This is a genomic window from Indolivaga alginatilytica (genome assembly GCF_003201355.1).
Classification (GTDB): domain Bacteria; phylum Bacteroidota; class Bacteroidia; order Bacteroidales; family Dysgonomonadaceae; genus Dysgonomonas_A; species Dysgonomonas_A alginatilytica.
The window spans coordinates 90,718-109,351 of record NZ_QICL01000013.1 but is presented as its reverse complement, the minus strand read 5'-3'; the positions used below and the strand labels follow the sequence as shown (position 1 = coordinate 109,351).

Here is an 18,634-nt window from a genome sequence, read left to right as displayed (position 1 = left end):
TGCAATACATCTATTAGTTCTTACATGGGGCTAATATTCAAATATTTGCTGTTGTTTACCTAACAAATCAAAAGAATCATGAAAAAACAATTTTTGATATTTATTATTCTGTTTGCAACTATTTGTAGTGGATCGGCTTTTGCGAAGAAGCCTTATTCGGTATGGATGGTTGATTCTGAAATAAAGAGGAATCCCGAATCATGGATGCTTGATTTCTCGAAAGAGCCAAAATGGAACTACTGTCATGGTTTAATGCTGCAAGCAATACTTCAAACCTGGCAAAAAACAAACAATCAGGAATATTTTGATTATGCCTATTCTTATGCGGATCTGATGATCTCCGAAGATGGACAAATCAAGACATACAAACCCTTAGAATATAATATCGACAGGGTAAATACCGGAAAGATACTATTCCCTATCTATGCAAAAACAAAAGAGGAGCGTTTCGCAAAGGCCATGACTTTGTTACGTAACCAGATGAAAACTCATCCACGTACAGCAGATGGAAGTTTCTGGCATAAAAAGATATATCCACATCAGGTGTGGCTGGATGGTCTTTATATGGCTTGTCCGTTTCTGGCTGAATATGGAAAAGTATTTAATGAGCCCGAGTTATTTGATGAGGTTACCTTGCAGATATTGGATGCACATAAATATCTGTATGATTCAAAAACGGGATTATATTATCATGGATGGGACGAAAGTCGCGAACAGAGATGGGCAAACAAAGAAACAGGACTGTCTCCAAATTTCTGGTCACGCAGTATAGGGTGGTATGTGATGGCAATCGTGGATGTTTTGGATTACCTACCGGAAGATCATCCGAAAAGACCCGAAATAATACAAATATTGAGAAATGTAAGTGCTGCTGTAGAGAAATACAGAGACCCTAAGACAGGTATGTGGTATCAGGTGACCGATATGGGTTACAGAAAAGGTAATTATATAGAATCGAGTGGTTCCGCCATGTTTATATATACATGGGTTAAAGGTGCACAGAAAGGTTATCTGGACAAATCATATACTCAGAAAGGAAAAAAAGCATATAATCAATTTGTCAAGCGATTTTTGAAGAAAGAAGCCGATGGAACAATTTCTATAACCGACGGTTGTTCGGTAGCGGGATTGGGCGGAGAAAAGGTATATCGTGACGGAAGTTTCGAGTATTACATCTTAGAACCAATAAGGGATAATGACCCTAAAGCGGTTGGACCATTTATTATGTTGAGTTTATTATTAGGTAAATAAAGAAGAAAAAACATTTTGACTACCCTGAGTAGTCAAAATGTCCCCCGTGAAACTGGTAAATATACTTTACTATTGCAACAAGTTAACTATATAAATCAAAACTTTAGACCTTAATTCCTTAATTTAACCACACCATGCAAAAGACAATTATGAAGACTTTGTCTGTAATGTGTGCCCTCTTTTTCCTCGTGTCTTGGCAAAGTGCATATGCACAGGGAAAGGAAATATCGGGTACAGTAACAGATTCAAAAGGAGAGACCTTAATAGGGGTTTCTGTTACAGTAAAAGGTTCTACTACAGGTACAATAACAGATTTAGACGGAAAATATTCGTTGTCTGTTCCCGGTACTTCAAAAACTCTGGAAGCCAAGTATATTGGTATGCAAACTCAGGAAATACCAATTACGGGGGCTGTTGTAAATATTGTAATGAGAGAAGATTTCTCCCAATTGGATGAGGTCGTTGTTATCGGATACGGAACAATGAAGAAAAACGACCTGACAGGGTCGGTCGGTAGTGTTTCATCAGATAACCTTGTTGCAAGAGGTGCAACAAGTGTGTTGGAATCACTGCAAGGACAAGTAGCCGGAGTTAATATTTCTCAAAACTCAAGTAGAGCAGGTGGACGATTTGATATTCAGATCCGCGGTAAAAGTTCGATGTTAGGAGGAGGTCCTCTTTACGTTGTTGACGGGGTTGTAACTGATGGTATTGACTTCCTGAATCCTGCTGATATTGAGCGTCTTGATGTTTTAAAAGATGCTTCTTCTACAGCTATTTTTGGTTCGAGAGCAACCAATGGAGTTGTTATGGTGACCACCAAGCAGGGCAAGCCTTCCGATACCGGTAAAGTTTCTATCACTTATGATGGCTTTTATGGTTCTAAAAACGTAGCTCGTATGCCTGAGTTTATGAATGGAGACGAGTTTTCAGATTATCGTTTTGCAAGATATAATACAATGACTAGCGACCAGCTAAAAAATGCATATGCAACGGGTATACCTCAATATGCTATAACGAGCGGCGATCTCAATAATTTCTGGAATGGTAGTGAGGTGATGAAAAAAAAGTTCCGAACCAAAGATTATACAAACTGGCCGGATCTGATTACACAAAACGGACAACAGCAGAATCATTTTATAAGTATAAACGGAAATAATAGAAATCTAGCTTATCGTATAGGAGTCGGTTATCAGGATGAAGACGGAGTTTTCGTAAACGATAACTATAAAAGATACAATATCAAGGGATCTGTAGATAATAAGATTAACGATAAATTTTCGGTTGGTTTTTCTGCGAATATGGCTATGACGGAAAAAGATTTCGGAAGTAATAATGCTGTTTTAAACAGTTTCAGAACCAATCCGTATTTTATACCATATGATAAAAATGGCGATTTGGTATTACTTCCCGGAGGAAAAGATATATTTAAGGGTAGCGGACAGTTTTCGGGGATCATAAATCCTCTTATTGATTTGCAAAATGCAGATGATAATACTAAAGCTTATGATGTGCTGGCAAATGTATATGTTCAGTATAATCCTGTAAAGGAGATAACTATAAAGAGTAATTTTCTACCGACTTATAACAAAAGCCGCCATGGAATCTACAACGGAGTAAATACTGCAGCTCAGTTTGCTGCAGGTGTTAATGCCGCAGAGGTGACAAATGAGGAGAGATTTACATATACATGGGATAATCAGGTTAATTATCAGAAAACTATAGGAGACCATGATTTCAATGGTATGTATTTATTTAGTATTTATGACAATAGCTACAACAAAGATTATACAAAGGTAAGAGGTATTCCATTTGAGACAAGTTTTCATAATCTGGAATCGGCGGCTAATATCGAAAAAGTACTCAGTGATTTTCAGCGTATAACGATGCTATCTCATGCTCTTCGATTTAATTATACATACAAAAGCAAATATCTGGCTACAGTAACAAGTCGTTGGGATGGCTCTTCTAAGTTTGCCAAAGGTCATAAATGGGGTATGTTCCCCTCTATGGCATTGGCATGGAGAGCATCGGAAGAGGACTTTATGAAATTTGATGCATTAAGCAACCTTAAAGTAAGAGCGAGTTTCGGTTATACCGGAAATAATGGAGGAGTAGGGCCATATGATACACAAGCTCTTGCCAAACAGAAATACTGGTATGATTATGGAGGTATGGCGGTTAATGGTTATGGACCTAACGGATTGGTATATACTAATCTTTCGTGGGAGAAATCAAGAGAATTCAATTTCGGACTAGACTATGGATTTTTTGGAGGGCGTATCAATGGTACAATCGATTATTATAATAAATTATCAAGTGATGTTATTTACAAACGTACTATGCCTCTCGAAACAGGAGCACTTGGTGGGGTAATGTGGGATAATGTAGGTAAAATTAGAAACAGTGGTATTGAACTGGCTCTGACTACGATGAATATTGTCACAAAAGATCTTCAATGGTCTACTACTTTTGTATTTGCTGCCAATAAGAACGAAATAGTAGAGCTTTATGGTGCAAAAGTAGATGACAGAGGAAACAAATTATTTATAGGTGAATCTTTAGATGCCCTTTACAATTATAAAATAACGGGAGTATGGACTGCTGCTGAAGCTGCTGAAGCTGCTAAATACGGTCAGTATGAGGGACAAACCAAAGTACTTGACAGAGATGGAAATTATGTTATAGATGAAAAAGATAAAATGATTCTCGGATCTGCTTTACCTGACTGGACAGGAAGTGTTACATCTAATCTGAGCTGGAAGGATTTTGATTTTTCATTTTCGATTTACACAAAACAGGGGGTGAATGTATTGAGTCCTTTTATGGTGGAATTTACAGACTATAAGGATCGTGGACGTAACAAATTAAAGATGGATTACTACATTCCTGCAGGTGCAGCTATACTGAATGCGGATGGTACAGTAGGAATTTCAACCGGGCATAATAGTCAGGCATACCCTTATCCTAACAATAGTGGAATTAATAATGGAGGAGGTAGATTCTGGAGTATCTCAAGTGATGCCGAAGCGGGTGCAAATAATTATGTGGATGCATCATTTATAAAAGTTCAGAATATAACTTTTGGATATACACTTCCTCGCAAATTATTGTCAAATATCGGAGTATCAAACCTGAGGTTATATGTAAATGTTTTGAATCCTTTTGTATTTACCGACTATAAAGGCTTTGATCCTGAGTGGGCTGCGGCATCTATTTCAGATGGTAGTGGTGGACCAAGCTCTGTAACTTATCAGTTTGGTGTAAATCTTAAGTTCTAATAATAAATTGAGCAAAAAATGAAAAAAATATATTATATATTATTCCTACTCATTCTTCCGTTGGTTGGATGTAGTGATTTTTTGGAACAGGATAATAAATCGAATGTTCCCAGAGATCAGTTTTATGGAACGGCTGAAGGTTATGGAAGTTTAATGAATACTGTATACTCTTCTTTACGTGCGGTATATGGAATAGAACCTTGGATATTTTGTGCAGGAACCGACCTGTATGCTTCGGGTAGAAATAAAGTTCCCGATGGACTGGGTACTTACAAAGGTTTGTTGAATTCCGATGGTGATGTAAAGAAATTTTATGCAAGTTGCTATGCAGGTATTCAGTTGGCAAATACGGCTATTTATTATGCCGATCATACAGAGGCGACAGATTTGTTAGGTCAATATAAAGCAGAAGCCCGATTTGTTCGTGCATATTACTATTATTTGCTGGTTCAGAACTTTGGAGGAGTAGCTCTTGTGAAAAATATGATAGATTCGCCGATAGTATCATTCGAGCGTGAGTCTGCAACTGCTACATATGAATTTATAATTACGGAAATGGAAGACTTGAAAAAAAGTCTGCCTGCTAAAACATCTGTATTTGGAAGAGTCGATCAACGAACAGTCAATCATTTTCTGGCAAAAACATATTTGTGTCGTGGTTATGAAACATTTGGCACTGTCTCGGATTTCACTAAAGCTGCCGAATATGCAGATGCAGCTATAGGTGGTCAAGTATTATCGATCAACTTTAACGACTTATTTTGGCCTGAAAAGAAGAATCAGGAGAATGAAGAGGTTATATGGTCTGTGCAATACGATGCTTCGTCAATATCTAGCCCTACTGCGGGAAATATGCAACAGGCATTTTTTGGTACTTATTTGGGTGGAGCTGAAGATGGAAATAAATATACAACATCAAATCTTACTCCTACTATCCGCCTGCATCAGTTATTCTCAAAAGGCGATACTAGATATGAGGGAACTTTCATGGTTCAATTTTATACTCATTATTACGATTTCTATACTAAAAACAAGCAATTAGATGCCGAGAGGGTGCTATATTACTATCCTCCTGCATGGGCAGTTGCAGATACGGCTGCATGGCGTGCTGCAAATCCGGCTACAAGGTCTAGAACAGTTATTATCCCTATGCAGGAAAATACACTTACAGTATCGGGTAAGCCAACTACTTATATTGCTGCGATGTCGGGTGATGTATATGGTGTAGCTGTAGTACGCAAGTTCGATGATCCAAACTCCGTTTTCAGTACCACAAGCAGTACCCGTGATGTAGTATTGGCACGTGTAGGAGAAACTTATCTGGTGGCAGCCGAAGCTTATTACAAGGCGGGTAATAATGCAAAAGCTGTAGAACGTATAAATGTAGTTCGTAAGCGTGCTGCTGCTGCAGGTTATGATATGAGCGTAAAAGAATCCGATTTGTCAATAGATTTTATTTTGGATGAAAGAGGCAGAGAATTGGCTGGTGAATACCACCGATGGATGGACTTGAAGCGTACAGGCAAACTGATTGAGTATGCTGTAAAATATAATCCAAATGTTGTTGGTGCTGATTATTTTAAAGGTGTAGATGGACAAAATAAAATATTGCGTCCGATACCTTTAGATGCTATAAATCTAAACCATGCAAAAGTAGAACAGAACCCCGGATACTAATTATTTTAGTGTCTACTAGATAAAAATCGTAAAGGGTAAATAATTTATTACCCTTTACGATATTAACCCAATTTTTGATCTTATGAAAAAACTTATTTTACTCTGCCTGTTATTTATGTCGTTGGGTATTTTCGCCCAAGGTGAACGTGATATTGTTGTAGACCGTAATGGACGAGGCCATTTCCGTACCATTCAGCAAGCCATAGATTCAGTTCGGGCATTTGACCCGGCAGGACCTGTCACTATTTATATTCGTGCAGGAGTTTATAAAGAGAAACTGATACTTCATTCATATCTTACAAATGTAAAACTGTTGGGTGAGGATATGGAAAAGACGATCATCACCTATGACGATCACGCCAATATAAATAAGATGGGAACATTCAAAACATACACGTTCCTTATTCGTGGAAATGATATTACAGTGGAGAATCTTACCATTGAAAACTCATCACTACAATTAGGGCAGGCTGTAGCTCTGCATGTCGAAGGTGACAGGGTTATATTCCGCAAATGCCGTTTCTTAGGGCATCAGGATACTATTTATGCCGGAAAGCAAGGACAAAGGCAATATTTTGAAGATTGCTATATTGAAGGTACCACAGATTTTATTTTCGGACCATCGACCTGTTGGTTTGAACGTTGCGAAATTTTTTGCAAAAAGAACTCTTATATCACGGCAGCCAATACTCCGGAGGATATAGAATTCGGATATATTTTCAATAATTGTACAGTAAAATTAGCCGAAGGGGTTAACGAAATGTATTTAGGCCGTCCATGGCGTGCTTATGCTATGACTCTCTTTATGAATACATATTTACCCAAAGGCATCAAACCCGAAGGATGGGATAACTGGAGAAATCCGGAGAATGAAAAAACAGCCCGTTATATGGAATACAACAACTCGGGAGAAGGTGCGAATACCTCTGGACGTGTAAAATGGGCAAAAATATTAACGAAGAAAGAAGCTGAAAAATATACGATTGTTAATGTTCTGAGAGGATGCGACAATTGGAATCCTACAATAAATAAGTAATGTGAAATAGTACCTATTGATGCTGCACTTATTAAAATACAAAAAAGACCTTAAAATATTTAATTATGAAGAAGACGTTTCTACTCATTATATTTTCGCTCTCGCTGTTGGCGTTAGAAGCCAAAGTCTACAATATGCAGGCTTTGGGTGCTGATGTGACAGGAAAGAAAATCTGCACGGATTTAATCAATAAAACAATTAAAAAAGCAGCAGCCGAAGGTGGAGGAACTATTTATTTCCCTGCCGGAAATTATCTGACAGCGGCTATACACCTCGAAAGCAATATTACTCTAGATTTGGAATCGGGGGCTGTACTCAGTTTCTCAGACAGATTCGAAGATTATCTTCCTTTCGTAAAAGTACGCTGGGAGGGTGTGTTTATGAATAGCCTGTCACCGCTAATTCATGCCGAGAAGGTCGAAAATATCACCATCAAAGGTCGTGGAAAGATAGACGGACAAGGCTTTAAATGGTGGGACGAGTCGAGACGTTTCATCAACGAGATTAATGCTAGCGGAAAAACATCGTCAACCAACCAATTGCAACAACAATGGCTGGATGCAAATAAAGATATAAAGGTTTCACCTTATTATGAGAAGACCTTAGAGCGTAAATTTTTCCGTCCTCCTTTTATTCAGTTTTTGGAATGTAAGAATATCCACATAGAGGGGATCACCATTGTAAACTCACCTTTCTGGACAATCAATCCCATTGGATGCGATGATATTGTGATACATGGTGTAACTATTAATAACCCATCGAGTAACCCTAAAGGGCATAATACGGATGGAATTAATCCCGAATCGTGTCGAAATGTACGTATCTCGGATTGTTTTATAAGTGTGGGTGACGATTGTATTACCATTAAGTCGGGGCGTGATGAAGATGGGCGCATATACGGCAGACCCTGTGAAAATCTAACGATAACAAACTGTGTAATGCTTGCAGGTCACGGCGGCGTAGTTATAGGCAGCGAAATGTCGGGTGGAGTAAAGAAAGTTACTATCTCTAATTGTGTTTTTAATGGAACTGATGCGGGAATCCGTCTAAAAGCTTCCAGAGGTCGTGGTGGTATTGTTGAAGAGATAAGAGTTACTAATATTGTGATGAATAATATTCAGCGTAATGCTTTTATCTTCGACCTGTTCTATGATAAAGATTCAAAGGAAGAACCAGTTTCGGATCGTACGCCTGTTTTCCGTAATATACATATCAGTGATGTTACAGGTAGTGATGTGAAAAAGGTCGGTTATATAACAGGTATAAGTGAGATGCCAATTTCTGAAATTTCATTTTCGAATATAAACATGACTGCCGATGATGGTTTTACGGCTAAAACAGCGACCAATATTCAATTCCACAATGTCGATTTAGCAGTGAAGAAAGGCGCTTCTTTCGCTTTTGATGATTGTAAAGACATTGTATTGAATAACGTAAGGTCGAAAGTTCCACTAAGCAATCAGCCGATTGTTGAATTGAAGAATGTAAATAATGTTTTGGTGAATAATTGTTTTCAATTGGTTCCGGCTGATATCTTTTGCCAGATAACCAACAGTAATGTTATATGGGGAAATAATTTCCTGAATAACGTAAAAACACCAAGACTCGATAAATAAGGTCACAAACCTTTTTTATTACTTTGCTCTGTATAATACCAATAGTTTATTAATGTTATGAGATATCGTAAATTACTTATCACCTTTTTGCTTCTGTGCACTCTTTTTTTAGGAGGAACTCTTACCGCTCAAATTAAGATTCTTACTATTGGAGACTCAACAATGGCAAACTATGATGAGGATAAAAATAGCGGAGAAAAGGAAATGAGAGGATGGGGACAAATGCTGCCTCTATTTTTGAAAGGTGATATTCGATCGGTAAATGCGGCTAAAAACGGGCGAAGTTCCAAATCGTTTTATTATGAATTTTGGAAAAATCTAAGAAATAGCCTAAATCCCGGAGATTATGTTTTTATTCAATTCGGACATAACGATGAAAAGGCCGCCGGATTGGATACTGATCCTAATGATGAAACCGGACGGGGAACAGCCGCTTGGGGACAATATCAAGGCTATCTTAAAAGATATATAGACGAGTCGCGTGAGAGGGGAGCTATGCCTATTTTATTTACTCCTATAGTCAGGCGGTTATTCGATGAAAATAATCAAATCACGGGTCAAGGATTGCATAGCCTGACGGAACTGGCTCCTGACGATTCAACAATGAACTATCCTATGGCGATGCGGTCTCTTGCCCATGATTTATCGGTGCCATTGGTTGATATGACTCTTTTGACACAAAAGATGGTTTTAGAATATGGAGCAGAAAAATCGAAAGAAATTATCTATGCTAATAATGATAATACTCATCTAAAAGCAATGGGAGGAATATTATATGCAAGATTGGCTGTTGAGGATCTTATGAAGCAGAATATATTGACCGATTACTTGACCTTGTCGTCAGATATAAATATAAAGCCTGCGGAATGGGATTTCGGATCGCAGTTTTTAGGAAAATCAACAGTAAAGATGTTTACCTTGCAGGGATTAGATCTTACTCCAAAATCCGGAACAGTAGAACTTACTGTTGAATCTCCGTTTGAATTATTAACTAAGCAAAATGGAACACCTCAGAATAAATTAACGGTATCCTACACTGATGGTAATTTAAGTTATCCTGTTTTTGTGAAATTTAGTCCGGAAAAGGTTGAAAAATACGAAGGGAATCTGACCCTGTTGTCGGACGATAATATACGTCAGGAAATTAGTCTGAAAGGTATTGGTTTTTCCCTTAAAGGAGCTGAAAAGAAGCAAACCGACTGGTCTGTTATTTCTCGAGACACCCCATTAATAAACAATAATGTTGAGGTGAGAGCTAAAGCTGTAGGTCTGGAATTTGTGGATAAGAATAATGAAGTATTAGTAACTATATTGGATAATAAATGGCCTTCGGGGGATATCGATTTGAATGCTTCCCGTTATTTAGAGCTGGCTATAACAGCACCGAAAGGTACATTCTTTATAGACTCACTGCACTTTGAAATGGGAGCAGTTGGTGGCAAATATATGACCTTTACAGCTCAGGGATCAATCGATCAGAGTTTTTCTGAAACCGAAGATATTACGATTATGGATGATTTGCCGAACGAGAAGTTTAAGACATATACATTCAATAAAGTATTGAAGATACCTCAGGGTGAAACATTCTATATTCGGTTCTATCCCTGGTATAAAATGGAGGCATCAGATAAGTATATCAATCTAAAGAATGTTCAGGTTAAAGGGTTTTTATTCGAAAATAGTAATTAAGCACCAATGAAAAAACTCCTGCTTATATCTGTCACCTTTGTTACCTTATGCCTGTTTTTTGCAGGGACCAAAAGACCTGTGCATATATTTATGGCAGGCGATTCCACTATGGCACTTAAGCCTCTGTATAAAAATGTGTGGGATAGTATTGCAGGTGATAGTATTAAGGAAGCTTTTCCCGAAAGAGGATGGGGGCAGCTTCTCCCTGAGTTCTTTAACGATAATGTTGTAGTCGAAGACTATGCCCAAAATGGAAGAAGTTCACGCACTTTTATAGAACAAGGCTGGTGGCAGAAGATTATAGACAATATACAAAAAGGAGATTATGTAGTTATTCAGTTTGGACATAACGATTCGGCAGAAGATCGCCCGGATCGCTATACTTCACCAAAACAGTATGTTGAAAATCTTTCTCGTTTTGTGGATGAGGTAAAAGCAAAAGGAGGAAAACCAATAATTTGCACTTCGGTAGTACGAAGGCGATTCGACTCGAATGGAGTATTTCAGGATTCGCATGGTGAGTATATAGAATTGGCTCGGCAAGTCGCGAAAGATAAAAATGTAGAGATGATAGATATGTATGAAAAGAGTAGAAATCTATTGATTAGCTTGGGAAAAGATCAGTCAGCTTCATTATTTTTGCATATCGCATCAGGCGAAAATAGAATCTTTCCGGAAGGGAAAACAGATAATACGCACTTCAAAGAAAACGGAGCACGAATAATGGCATCCTTATTCGTAGAAGGATTGAAAGAGAATGATGTAAAACCTTTAATCAAAGAAATAAAATAATGAAAATGATCAGAAAAAGCATACTTGGCCTATTGCTATGCTGCGCAATGTCAGGAATGAATGCTCAAAATAGTATCTCAAAAACATGGGTTGCCGATCTGGGTAATGGCTCTTATAAAAATCCTGTTCTGTATGCCGATTACTCCGATCCTGATGTTTGTAGGGTTGGCGACGATTATTATATGACAGCGTCCAGCTTCAATTGTGTACCCGGATTGCCGATACTTCATTCGAAGGATCTGGTAAACTGGACTATCATTGGTTATGCCATTGATAAATTGACACCCGACTCAATTTTTTCGAAAGTAGAGCATGGTGGTGGAGTTTGGGCTCCTGCGATCAGATACCATAAAGGCGAGTTCTATATTTATTATGGTGATCCCGATCAGGGAATATTTATGACTAAAACAAAAGATCCGGCAGGTGCATGGGAACCTCTTGTTATGGTGAAAGAGGGAAAAGGTTTGATCGACTCCTGCCCGATTTTTGACGATAATGGGGATGTGTATCTGGCTCATGCTTATGCCGGTAGCCGTGCAGGCATCAAAAGTCTTTTGGCTGTAACAAAGCTTACTCCCGACGGAAAGAAAGCAGTAGGAGAGTCACGTATTATCTACGATGGACACGATCTTGATCCTACTATTGAAGGACCAAAATTCTATAAACGTAATGGATATTATTACATATTTGCTCCTGCAGGAGGGGTTGCTACAGGATGGCAATTAGCTATGAGATCGAAAGATGTTTTCGGACCTTATGAGCGTAAAGTGGTAATGGATCAGGGAAAAACACCCATTAACGGGCCGCATCAAGGGGCATGGGTAGATACTCAAACGGGTGAAGATTGGTTTATACATTTTCAGGATGTGGGAGCAGTTGGTCGAATTACTCACTTACAACCAATGGTCTGGAAAAATGACTGGCCTGTAATTGGCGTAGACAAAGACGGCGATGGCTGTGGTGAACCTGTTCTTACACATAAGAAACCCAACGTAGGCAAAACGTATCCTATTGCAACGCCTGCCGAAAGCGATGAGTTTTCTACCAATACTTTGGGTTTGCAGTGGCAATGGCATGGTAATCCTCAGTCGTGGTGGCATTTTGCGAATAAAGAGCAAGGTTGTTTGAGTTTATATTCGGTACCTGTTTCGGACGATTATAAAAGTCTGTGGGATGTGCCTAATTTATTGTTGCAAAAGATTCCTGCACCGGATTTTACAGCTACTGTAAAATTGACTCTAAAACCTGATCTTCGATTTACAGGTGAGAGAACGGGATTAGTAGTGATGGGTTTGGACTATGCTTTACTATCATTTGAAAATACTGCTGATGGATTTATTCTTTCTCAATCGGAATGTACAAATGCAGAGAAAGGTACTAAAGAATCGGTTAACTCATCTGTAAATCTAAAAGACGCTACTGTTTATCTACGGGTAAAAATGACTTCGGGAAACAAATGCATATTCAGTTATAGTACTGATGACAAAAAATATATAACATTAGGTAACGAGTTTAAAGCGAAAGAAGGTAAATGGATTGGTGCTAAGATTGGTACATTCTGCTCTCGTCCTATTCCCAAAAATGATGGAGGAAGGGTCGATGTAGACTGGTTTAGGTTGGAAAAATAATCAAGATTGATTATTAGTTTTTTTTATCTGGTTATGGTTATTAAGAGCGGAGGTTTGTAAAGTAGTTTTACCTCTGCTCTTAATTTATTTAGAAAATAGCTTATGAGACATTTATTTATAGTGATAACTTTTCTACTGACAGGGGGAAGTACTTTGTCTGCTCAGGTAATAATAGATGGTATCCCTCGCGATACGTCTTTTACGGTTTATAGTACCTATATAAAGGAAAGCAAGAAACGTACGTATATAAAAATAGTGAAGCCTCTCTTGCCTGATAATGTTATTGCAAAGGACGGAATAATATACTCTACGCCTTCCGCAAACAGATCTTTACATCTCAATATTTATCGCCCTGATGATGAAAAGAAATACCCTGCTTTATTGATGATACATGGAGGTGGCTGGAGTTCCGGCGATTTATCTTTGCAAATACCTATGGCAGAACAAATAGCCGCTAAAGGATATGTTACCATTCCGGTAGAATACCGATTATCTCCCGAAGCTATTTATCCCGCAGCAGTGCACGATCTTAAAACGGCTCTTCGATGGATAAGAGCAAATGCCGATCAGTACGGAATTGATACAACACGAATCGCAGTATCGGGATGCTCGGCAGGTGGACAACTTGCAACTTTATTGGGAGTAATTAACGGACAAGCATCTTATGAGGGATTAGGAAGAGAGTACTCCAACCACACAAGTAATGTGCATGCTGTAATAAACATTGATGGTATTTCCGATTTTACTACAAAAGAATCGCTTGACGGAGTTTTAGAAGCAATTTCTAAAAATAAAGTATCAGCTTCCGTTAAATGGTTTGGTACTACTTATGATGAGAATAAAGAACCGTGGATAGAAGCTTCGCCTGTCTATTGGGTCACAAAAGAATCTGCCCCGGTTTGTTTTATAAACAGTTCTATACCGAGGTTTCATGGCGGACGGGATGAATTAATAGAGAAACTGACGGTTTATAATATTAGTACAGAAATATATTCTTTGCCTGATACACCTCACCCCTTTTGGTTATTTGAGCCCTGGTTTGAACCAACAGTGAAGTATATGACCGATTACCTCGATAAAGTATTCTAGGTATTGCAAGGGTATCTTTGCTTAAAAGTCGATGTATCAATAGGCTGATGTGATATTTTTCTGTTAAAACTTTAAACCAACACTTGCCTGCTCGGATTTAAATAACGTTCTTTGTGCTTATAAAGAATGATTCTAGATAAGGAGCTGAAACAATGGCAAATTTAAGTAAAGTTTTAGCGGTTGCTGAAACTTCGTATATAATAAGAAAGGGATTAGTATACACTCTATCTCAATTACCTATCGTATCGAAGGTGGTTGAACTGAAAGAATTGGAGGATATTAATTATCAGCTTGGAATATTGAAACCGGATGCAGTACTCATCAATCCGATGTTGTTGGGACATTCGCATAAAGGGGACGTAAGGCAGCATTTAAATATAGAAAAACATATACCTTTGATCGCATTGGTGTATAATATGATAGACGAGCGATTTTATCAGTCCTACGATGCTGTGATCAGAATAAACGATTCGGAATCTAAGATTGAAGAAGTCCTCTCGGCTTGTCTGAATAAAGATGTCTCGAAAGTTTCCGATCAGAGTGAATTAAGTGATCGCGAGAAAGAGATATTAATAAGTATTGTAAAGGGTATGAGTAACAAAGAGATTGCCGAACACCATAATATATCGATACATACAGTTATTACACACAGACGAAATATAGGACGGAAATTAGAAATACATAGTGTTTCGGGACTTACAATCTATGCAATATTAAATAAATTAGTGGACATTAAAGACATACAATTATGAGCAATATAACGGTGAAATATAGTAAGGCAATGAAAATGTCGGATCTTATTGATGCTGATTACAAATTATTGCTTTTGTTGACTCGCCTTAAATTTTCATTAGGCTTTGGAGATAAAAGTGTGGGGGCTGTTTGCGAACAGTACGGCTTCAATCCCGAATGTTTTTTGTTCTTGGCAAATATTCAGTCAAACAAACCTATTATGGATGTTCAGGAAGCATTTAATAAGCTTCCGTTGCAGCCATTTCTGTATTATTTGAAATGCTCTCATGAGTATTTCTTGGAAAGCAGGCTGCCTAATATCAGAAGGAAATTGAAATTGATTTTTTCAGAGGAAGAATCAAGCCTCGAAAAATTGGTGTTAGACTTCTTTGATAATTACAAGAAAGAAGTATATGACCATATGAAGTACGAGGATAATACGGTGTTTCCATATGTTCAGTCTTTAATGAATAAGTCAAATGAAGATAAATACTCTATCAATATCTTTGAAGAGCGACATAATAATATAGAAGAAAAGATTGCCGATTTAAAACGTATTCTTCTTAAATATGTTTCAGGGGTAAAGGATCAAACTTTAATGACTAATATTCTACTTGAATTATATATGTCGGAAGAAGAACTAGCGTCACATACATTCATTGAAGATAGCCTTGTTATACCTCGGGTGAAAACAATTGAGAAAGGCGTTCTTTAATACGTGACTAAAGAGATTTAGATATAAAGAGTCAGTATTTATTGAATACTGACTCTTCTTTTTTATAAATCGGAGTAAAGTCCTATACTATTACCTTCTGAATCTAAGCAAACTGCGAAGTAGCCTCTGTTTTCTGCCTCAATTTTAGTCTTTGGAATAAGAATCTTTCCACCTTCTTTTTCGACAATAGAAAGTGACGCCTCCATATTCTCGCAATTAAGGCTAATTAAGATACCATCTTTCGAAGGTTTAAAAGTGGGTGACCACGAAATAGCTCCGGGACATATTCCATCTTCTTCTGGAAAGAATGCCATTTTCTCCTGTCCCCAATCGTGAACTGAAAATTTAATCTTAAAAACTGATTGGTAAAACTTGACAGCCCTTTCTAGATCGGTTGCAGGAATCTCAAAGAATGCAATTAACTTTTTCATAAAATCTGATTTTTAGTGGAAATATTACTCTTTATTTGACTTTACAAAAGTAGAATTACATGTCTCTGAAAACTTGTAAAAAAAGGACATTCATTAAAGGGTTGAGAAATAGTCGGAGTAGGGCGGACAATTTGCCATAAATTCGGTAGGGGTACAACCTGAAAAGGTTTTGAACTCTTTTATAAGATGAGGTTGGTCGTAATAGCCACACTCAAAAGCTAATTGAGTTAGACTTATCTGAGGATTTGTCTGCAAAATATATAACGCCCGTTGAAAGCGGATGATTCGTGTAAATTCTTTAGGTTTAGCGCCCACGTACTCAGTAAATATGCGTGTGAATTGTTTGTTACTGAGACAGGTCATATCTGATAATGAATTAATGTTTATCAATGGTTGGTTATTCACTGCTTCGATGGCGGTAACTATCCGTTTATAATTGTGGTCATCAAAAGAATGAAGCTGTTTTATGAAATGCTTTTCGATAAGTGCTATCGATGATAAGCTATCCGTATTATCTTGGATTTGATTCGCAAGCTCTTTAAGTGAAATATCTCCTATATCATTTACAGAAATGCAACTATTGAAAAACTCACTCATGGGTAGAGCGAAAAATGCTCTGGCACCGAAGGGTTGAAATACAACAACTATCATATCCACATTTCCGGTTGAGGTAAGTTCTGTAAATTCGGTGGATAGTCCTCCGATAAATGATTGGGGTTGTAGCTCTTTAGAAGTCTCCGAAAACATTCTGCTTCCCCTATGAAAGATGAGGTTAATACAACCAACAGGAATACTAGTCTCTGATATCTCGGAAATAGTATCGACTTTCAATAACCAGTAATACCTTATATAAGGGGCAAGTACAGGTGATGGATATATAATATTGAAAGTTTCCATAACAGATTAGAATATAGCAGTTAGTTGAACCTCAAAGTTAAAGGATAATTTGTTTTTGTAATTGTAAAAAAAGGACATTTAAATTTTAGATAGAAAAAGAGCTTATTCCAATTAGGAATAAGCTCTTTTGGCTTTATGTATTTAAGCTTTTAACTTAAAATCCTCTGATCGCTTTGATTCCTGGAAGAACTTTACCTTCGATAAATTCAAGTAAAGCACCACCACCAGTTGATACATAAGAAACCTGATCGGCAAGACCAAATTTGTTTACACATGCAACAGAATCACCACCTCCTACAAGAGAGAAAGCACCGTGTTTAGAAGCTTCGGCAATAGCTTTAGCAACAACTTCAGATCCGTGAGCAAAATTGTCGAATTCAAATACTCCAACTGGACCATTCCAAAGAATCGTTTTAGAGTTTTTGATAACTTCCGAAAACTCAGCTTCACCTTTAGGACCAATGTCAAAACCAGACCATCCGTCAGGAATTGCATTAGCTTCAGCAAATTGAGTGTTAGCGTCGTTGCTGAATTTGTCTCCTAATTTAGCGTCGCTGGAAAGTATTATGTTTACATTGTTAGCTTTCGCTTTAGCCATAATTTCTTTTGCCAACTCTAGTTTATCGTCTTCACAAAGAGAGTTACCGATCTTTCCACCTTTAGCTTTTTCGAAAGTAAATGCCATACCACCACCGATGATAAGGTTGTTTACTTTAGAAAGTAGGTTCTCGATAATATCAATTTTAGAAGAAACTTTAGATCCTCCGATGATTGCAGTAAATGGACGTGCTGGCTCCAACATGATTTTGTCTACAGCGTCTATTTCTTTTTGCATCAAGAATCCAAACATTTTGTGTTCTGCATCAAAATAGTCAGCGATCAATGCTGTAGAAGCATGAGCACGGTGAGCAGTACCAAACGCATCGTTCACATAAACATCAGCGTAAGAAGCCAAAGTTTTAGTGAAATCTTTTTGTTTTTCTTTGATTGCTTTTTTTGCAGCAGCTTTTTCGTCATCAGAAGCATCATCAGCTAAACCTCTTGGTTTGCCTTCTTCTTCAGCATAATAACGAAGGTTCTCTAACAATAGAGCTTCTCCGGGTTGTAGAGCGGCAGCTTTCATAGCAGCTTCTTCTCCTGCACAGTCATTTGCAAATTGAACATCAACACCCAAAAGTTCAGATACATGTCCAAGAATGTGCTTCAATGAATATTTGTCTTCAACTCCTTTAGGACGACCCAAGTGCGATGCAATGATTGGGCTACCTCCGTCAGCAAGGATTTTTTTCAAAGTAGGAAGAGCTGCACGGATACGTGTGTCATCAGTGATGTTGAAATTAGCATCAAGAGGCACATTAAAGTCAACTCTCACAAATGCCTTTTTACCGGCAAAGTTGAATTTGTCAATTGTTATCATAACTGTTTGTAATTAAAAATATTTAGTTTTTATCGTTTTAGCTTTTCCTAAGTGGGTTTTGAATCCAAAGGGACACAAATATACAAAATTATGTTTGAAGATATTTTTTGTTCTATTACAAAATCGTATAAGTAACGTAAAATAGTTACGAGCTAACAGCCAACTGTTATCAGTAAACATACTTGTTAGCTCGTGTACATATAATTGATAACTGACAACAGGGAAGGTCTGAGACCTTAATAAAAGTAAAACAAGATTCATTATATATTGATAATTGGATTTATTGACTATTTTTACGACCGATCGTTGGAGGGATGGTTGTTTATTGTGTCATCGAGTGTTTTAGTTGGAGCATGTAAAGGTGTTTTCTGTAATAAATGAAT

Annotated in this window: 14 protein-coding genes; 11 read left to right on the top strand and 3 right to left on the bottom strand. The window is 37.6% G+C overall.

All coding sequences use genetic code 11. The features are described 5' to 3' along the window. Positions 1-78 precede the first annotated feature (78 nt). The 11 genes from CLV62_RS11435 to CLV62_RS11385 all read left to right on the top strand — a co-directional run bounded on the left by CLV62_RS11435 (position 79) and on the right by CLV62_RS11385 (position 15,506). On the top strand, positions 79-1,251 hold the full coding sequence (locus CLV62_RS11435; protein ID WP_110310914.1) for a glycoside hydrolase family 88/105 protein: 1,173 nt from the start codon (positions 79-81) through the stop codon (positions 1,249-1,251). A gap of 134 nt (positions 1,252-1,385) precedes the next feature. Next, positions 1,386-4,532: a SusC/RagA family TonB-linked outer membrane protein gene (locus CLV62_RS11430; RefSeq protein WP_245904080.1), complete on the top strand. Its 3,147-nt coding sequence runs from the start codon at positions 1,386-1,388 to the stop codon at positions 4,530-4,532. Between the two features lie 18 nt (positions 4,533-4,550). Next, positions 4,551-6,209 (top strand): RagB/SusD family nutrient uptake outer membrane protein, encoded by a 1,659-nt coding sequence (locus CLV62_RS11425; RefSeq protein ID WP_110310913.1) that lies wholly within the window; start codon positions 4,551-4,553, stop codon positions 6,207-6,209. 82 nt (positions 6,210-6,291) lie between these two features. Beyond that, the gene (locus CLV62_RS11420; protein WP_110310912.1) at positions 6,292-7,245 is read left to right on the top strand and encodes a pectinesterase family protein; all 954 of its coding nucleotides are present in this window, start codon (positions 6,292-6,294) and stop codon (positions 7,243-7,245) included. Positions 7,246-7,310: 65 nt separating this feature from the next. Continuing rightward, complete coding sequence (locus CLV62_RS11415; protein WP_110310911.1) at positions 7,311-8,861, top strand: glycoside hydrolase family 28 protein; 1,551 nt, start codon at positions 7,311-7,313, stop codon at positions 8,859-8,861. A gap of 57 nt (positions 8,862-8,918) precedes the next feature. After that, positions 8,919-10,550 carry a rhamnogalacturonan acetylesterase gene (locus CLV62_RS11410; protein WP_110310910.1) on the top strand — a complete coding sequence of 544 codons (1,632 nt, stop codon included), beginning with the start codon at positions 8,919-8,921 and terminating at the stop codon, positions 10,548-10,550. 6 nt (positions 10,551-10,556) lie between these two features. Next, positions 10,557-11,342, top strand: a complete 786-nt coding sequence (locus tag CLV62_RS11405) for a rhamnogalacturonan acetylesterase (protein WP_110310909.1) — start codon at positions 10,557-10,559, stop codon at positions 11,340-11,342. 5 nt (positions 11,343-11,347) lie between these two features. Continuing rightward, entirely contained in the window at positions 11,348-12,970 is a 1,623-nt protein-coding gene (locus CLV62_RS11400) for a glycoside hydrolase family 43 protein (RefSeq protein ID WP_394337203.1), read from the top strand. A gap of 102 nt (positions 12,971-13,072) precedes the next feature. Beyond that, a complete protein-coding gene (locus CLV62_RS11395; RefSeq protein ID WP_110310907.1) occupies positions 13,073-14,059 on the top strand; it encodes an alpha/beta hydrolase in 987 nt (328 codons plus the stop codon). Positions 14,060-14,211: 152 nt separating this feature from the next. Then, complete coding sequence (locus CLV62_RS11390) at positions 14,212-14,811, top strand: LuxR C-terminal-related transcriptional regulator (protein WP_110310906.1); 600 nt, start codon at positions 14,212-14,214, stop codon at positions 14,809-14,811. Further along, positions 14,808-15,506: a hemerythrin domain-containing protein gene (locus CLV62_RS11385; protein ID WP_110310905.1), complete on the top strand. Its 699-nt coding sequence runs from the start codon at positions 14,808-14,810 to the stop codon at positions 15,504-15,506. The genes CLV62_RS11390 and CLV62_RS11385 overlap by 4 nt, the downstream gene beginning before the upstream one ends. 62 nt (positions 15,507-15,568) lie before the next feature. Here the strand turns inward: CLV62_RS11385 and CLV62_RS11380 are convergent, their stop codons facing one another. From CLV62_RS11380 to CLV62_RS11370, 3 genes are all read right to left on the bottom strand, one after another. Continuing rightward, positions 15,569-15,937 (bottom strand): VOC family protein, encoded by a 369-nt coding sequence (locus tag CLV62_RS11380; protein ID WP_110310904.1) that lies wholly within the window; start codon positions 15,935-15,937, stop codon positions 15,569-15,571. A gap of 93 nt (positions 15,938-16,030) precedes the next feature. Continuing rightward, positions 16,031-16,834, bottom strand: a complete 804-nt coding sequence (locus CLV62_RS11375) for an AraC family transcriptional regulator (protein ID WP_110310903.1) — start codon at positions 16,832-16,834, stop codon at positions 16,031-16,033. Between the two features lie 154 nt (positions 16,835-16,988). Next, positions 16,989-18,251 carry a phosphoglycerate kinase gene (locus CLV62_RS11370; protein WP_110310902.1) on the bottom strand — a complete coding sequence of 421 codons (1,263 nt, stop codon included), beginning with the start codon at positions 18,249-18,251 and terminating at the stop codon, positions 16,989-16,991. Between the last annotated feature and the right edge of the window lie 383 nt (positions 18,252-18,634).

Coding starts and splice junctions, on each gene's coding strand:
- CLV62_RS11435 (WP_110310914.1), top strand. CDS start 79: ATGAAAAAACAATTTTTGATATTTATTATTCTGTTTGCAACTATTTGT.
- CLV62_RS11430 (WP_245904080.1), top strand. CDS start 1,386: ATGCAAAAGACAATTATGAAGACTTTGTCTGTAATGTGTGCCCTCTTT.
- CLV62_RS11425 (WP_110310913.1), top strand. CDS start 4,551: ATGAAAAAAATATATTATATATTATTCCTACTCATTCTTCCGTTGGTT.
- CLV62_RS11420 (WP_110310912.1), top strand. CDS start 6,292: ATGAAAAAACTTATTTTACTCTGCCTGTTATTTATGTCGTTGGGTATT.
- CLV62_RS11415 (WP_110310911.1), top strand. CDS start 7,311: ATGAAGAAGACGTTTCTACTCATTATATTTTCGCTCTCGCTGTTGGCG.
- CLV62_RS11410 (WP_110310910.1), top strand. CDS start 8,919: ATGAGATATCGTAAATTACTTATCACCTTTTTGCTTCTGTGCACTCTT.
- CLV62_RS11405 (WP_110310909.1), top strand. CDS start 10,557: ATGAAAAAACTCCTGCTTATATCTGTCACCTTTGTTACCTTATGCCTG.
- CLV62_RS11400 (WP_394337203.1), top strand. CDS start 11,348: ATGATCAGAAAAAGCATACTTGGCCTATTGCTATGCTGCGCAATGTCA.
- CLV62_RS11395 (WP_110310907.1), top strand. CDS start 13,073: ATGAGACATTTATTTATAGTGATAACTTTTCTACTGACAGGGGGAAGT.
- CLV62_RS11390 (WP_110310906.1), top strand. CDS start 14,212: ATGGCAAATTTAAGTAAAGTTTTAGCGGTTGCTGAAACTTCGTATATA.
- CLV62_RS11385 (WP_110310905.1), top strand. CDS start 14,808: ATGAGCAATATAACGGTGAAATATAGTAAGGCAATGAAAATGTCGGAT.
- CLV62_RS11380 (WP_110310904.1), bottom strand. CDS start 15,937: ATGAAAAAGTTAATTGCATTCTTTGAGATTCCTGCAACCGATCTAGAA.
- CLV62_RS11375 (WP_110310903.1), bottom strand. CDS start 16,834: ATGGAAACTTTCAATATTATATATCCATCACCTGTACTTGCCCCTTAT.
- CLV62_RS11370 (WP_110310902.1), bottom strand. CDS start 18,251: ATGATAACAATTGACAAATTCAACTTTGCCGGTAAAAAGGCATTTGTG.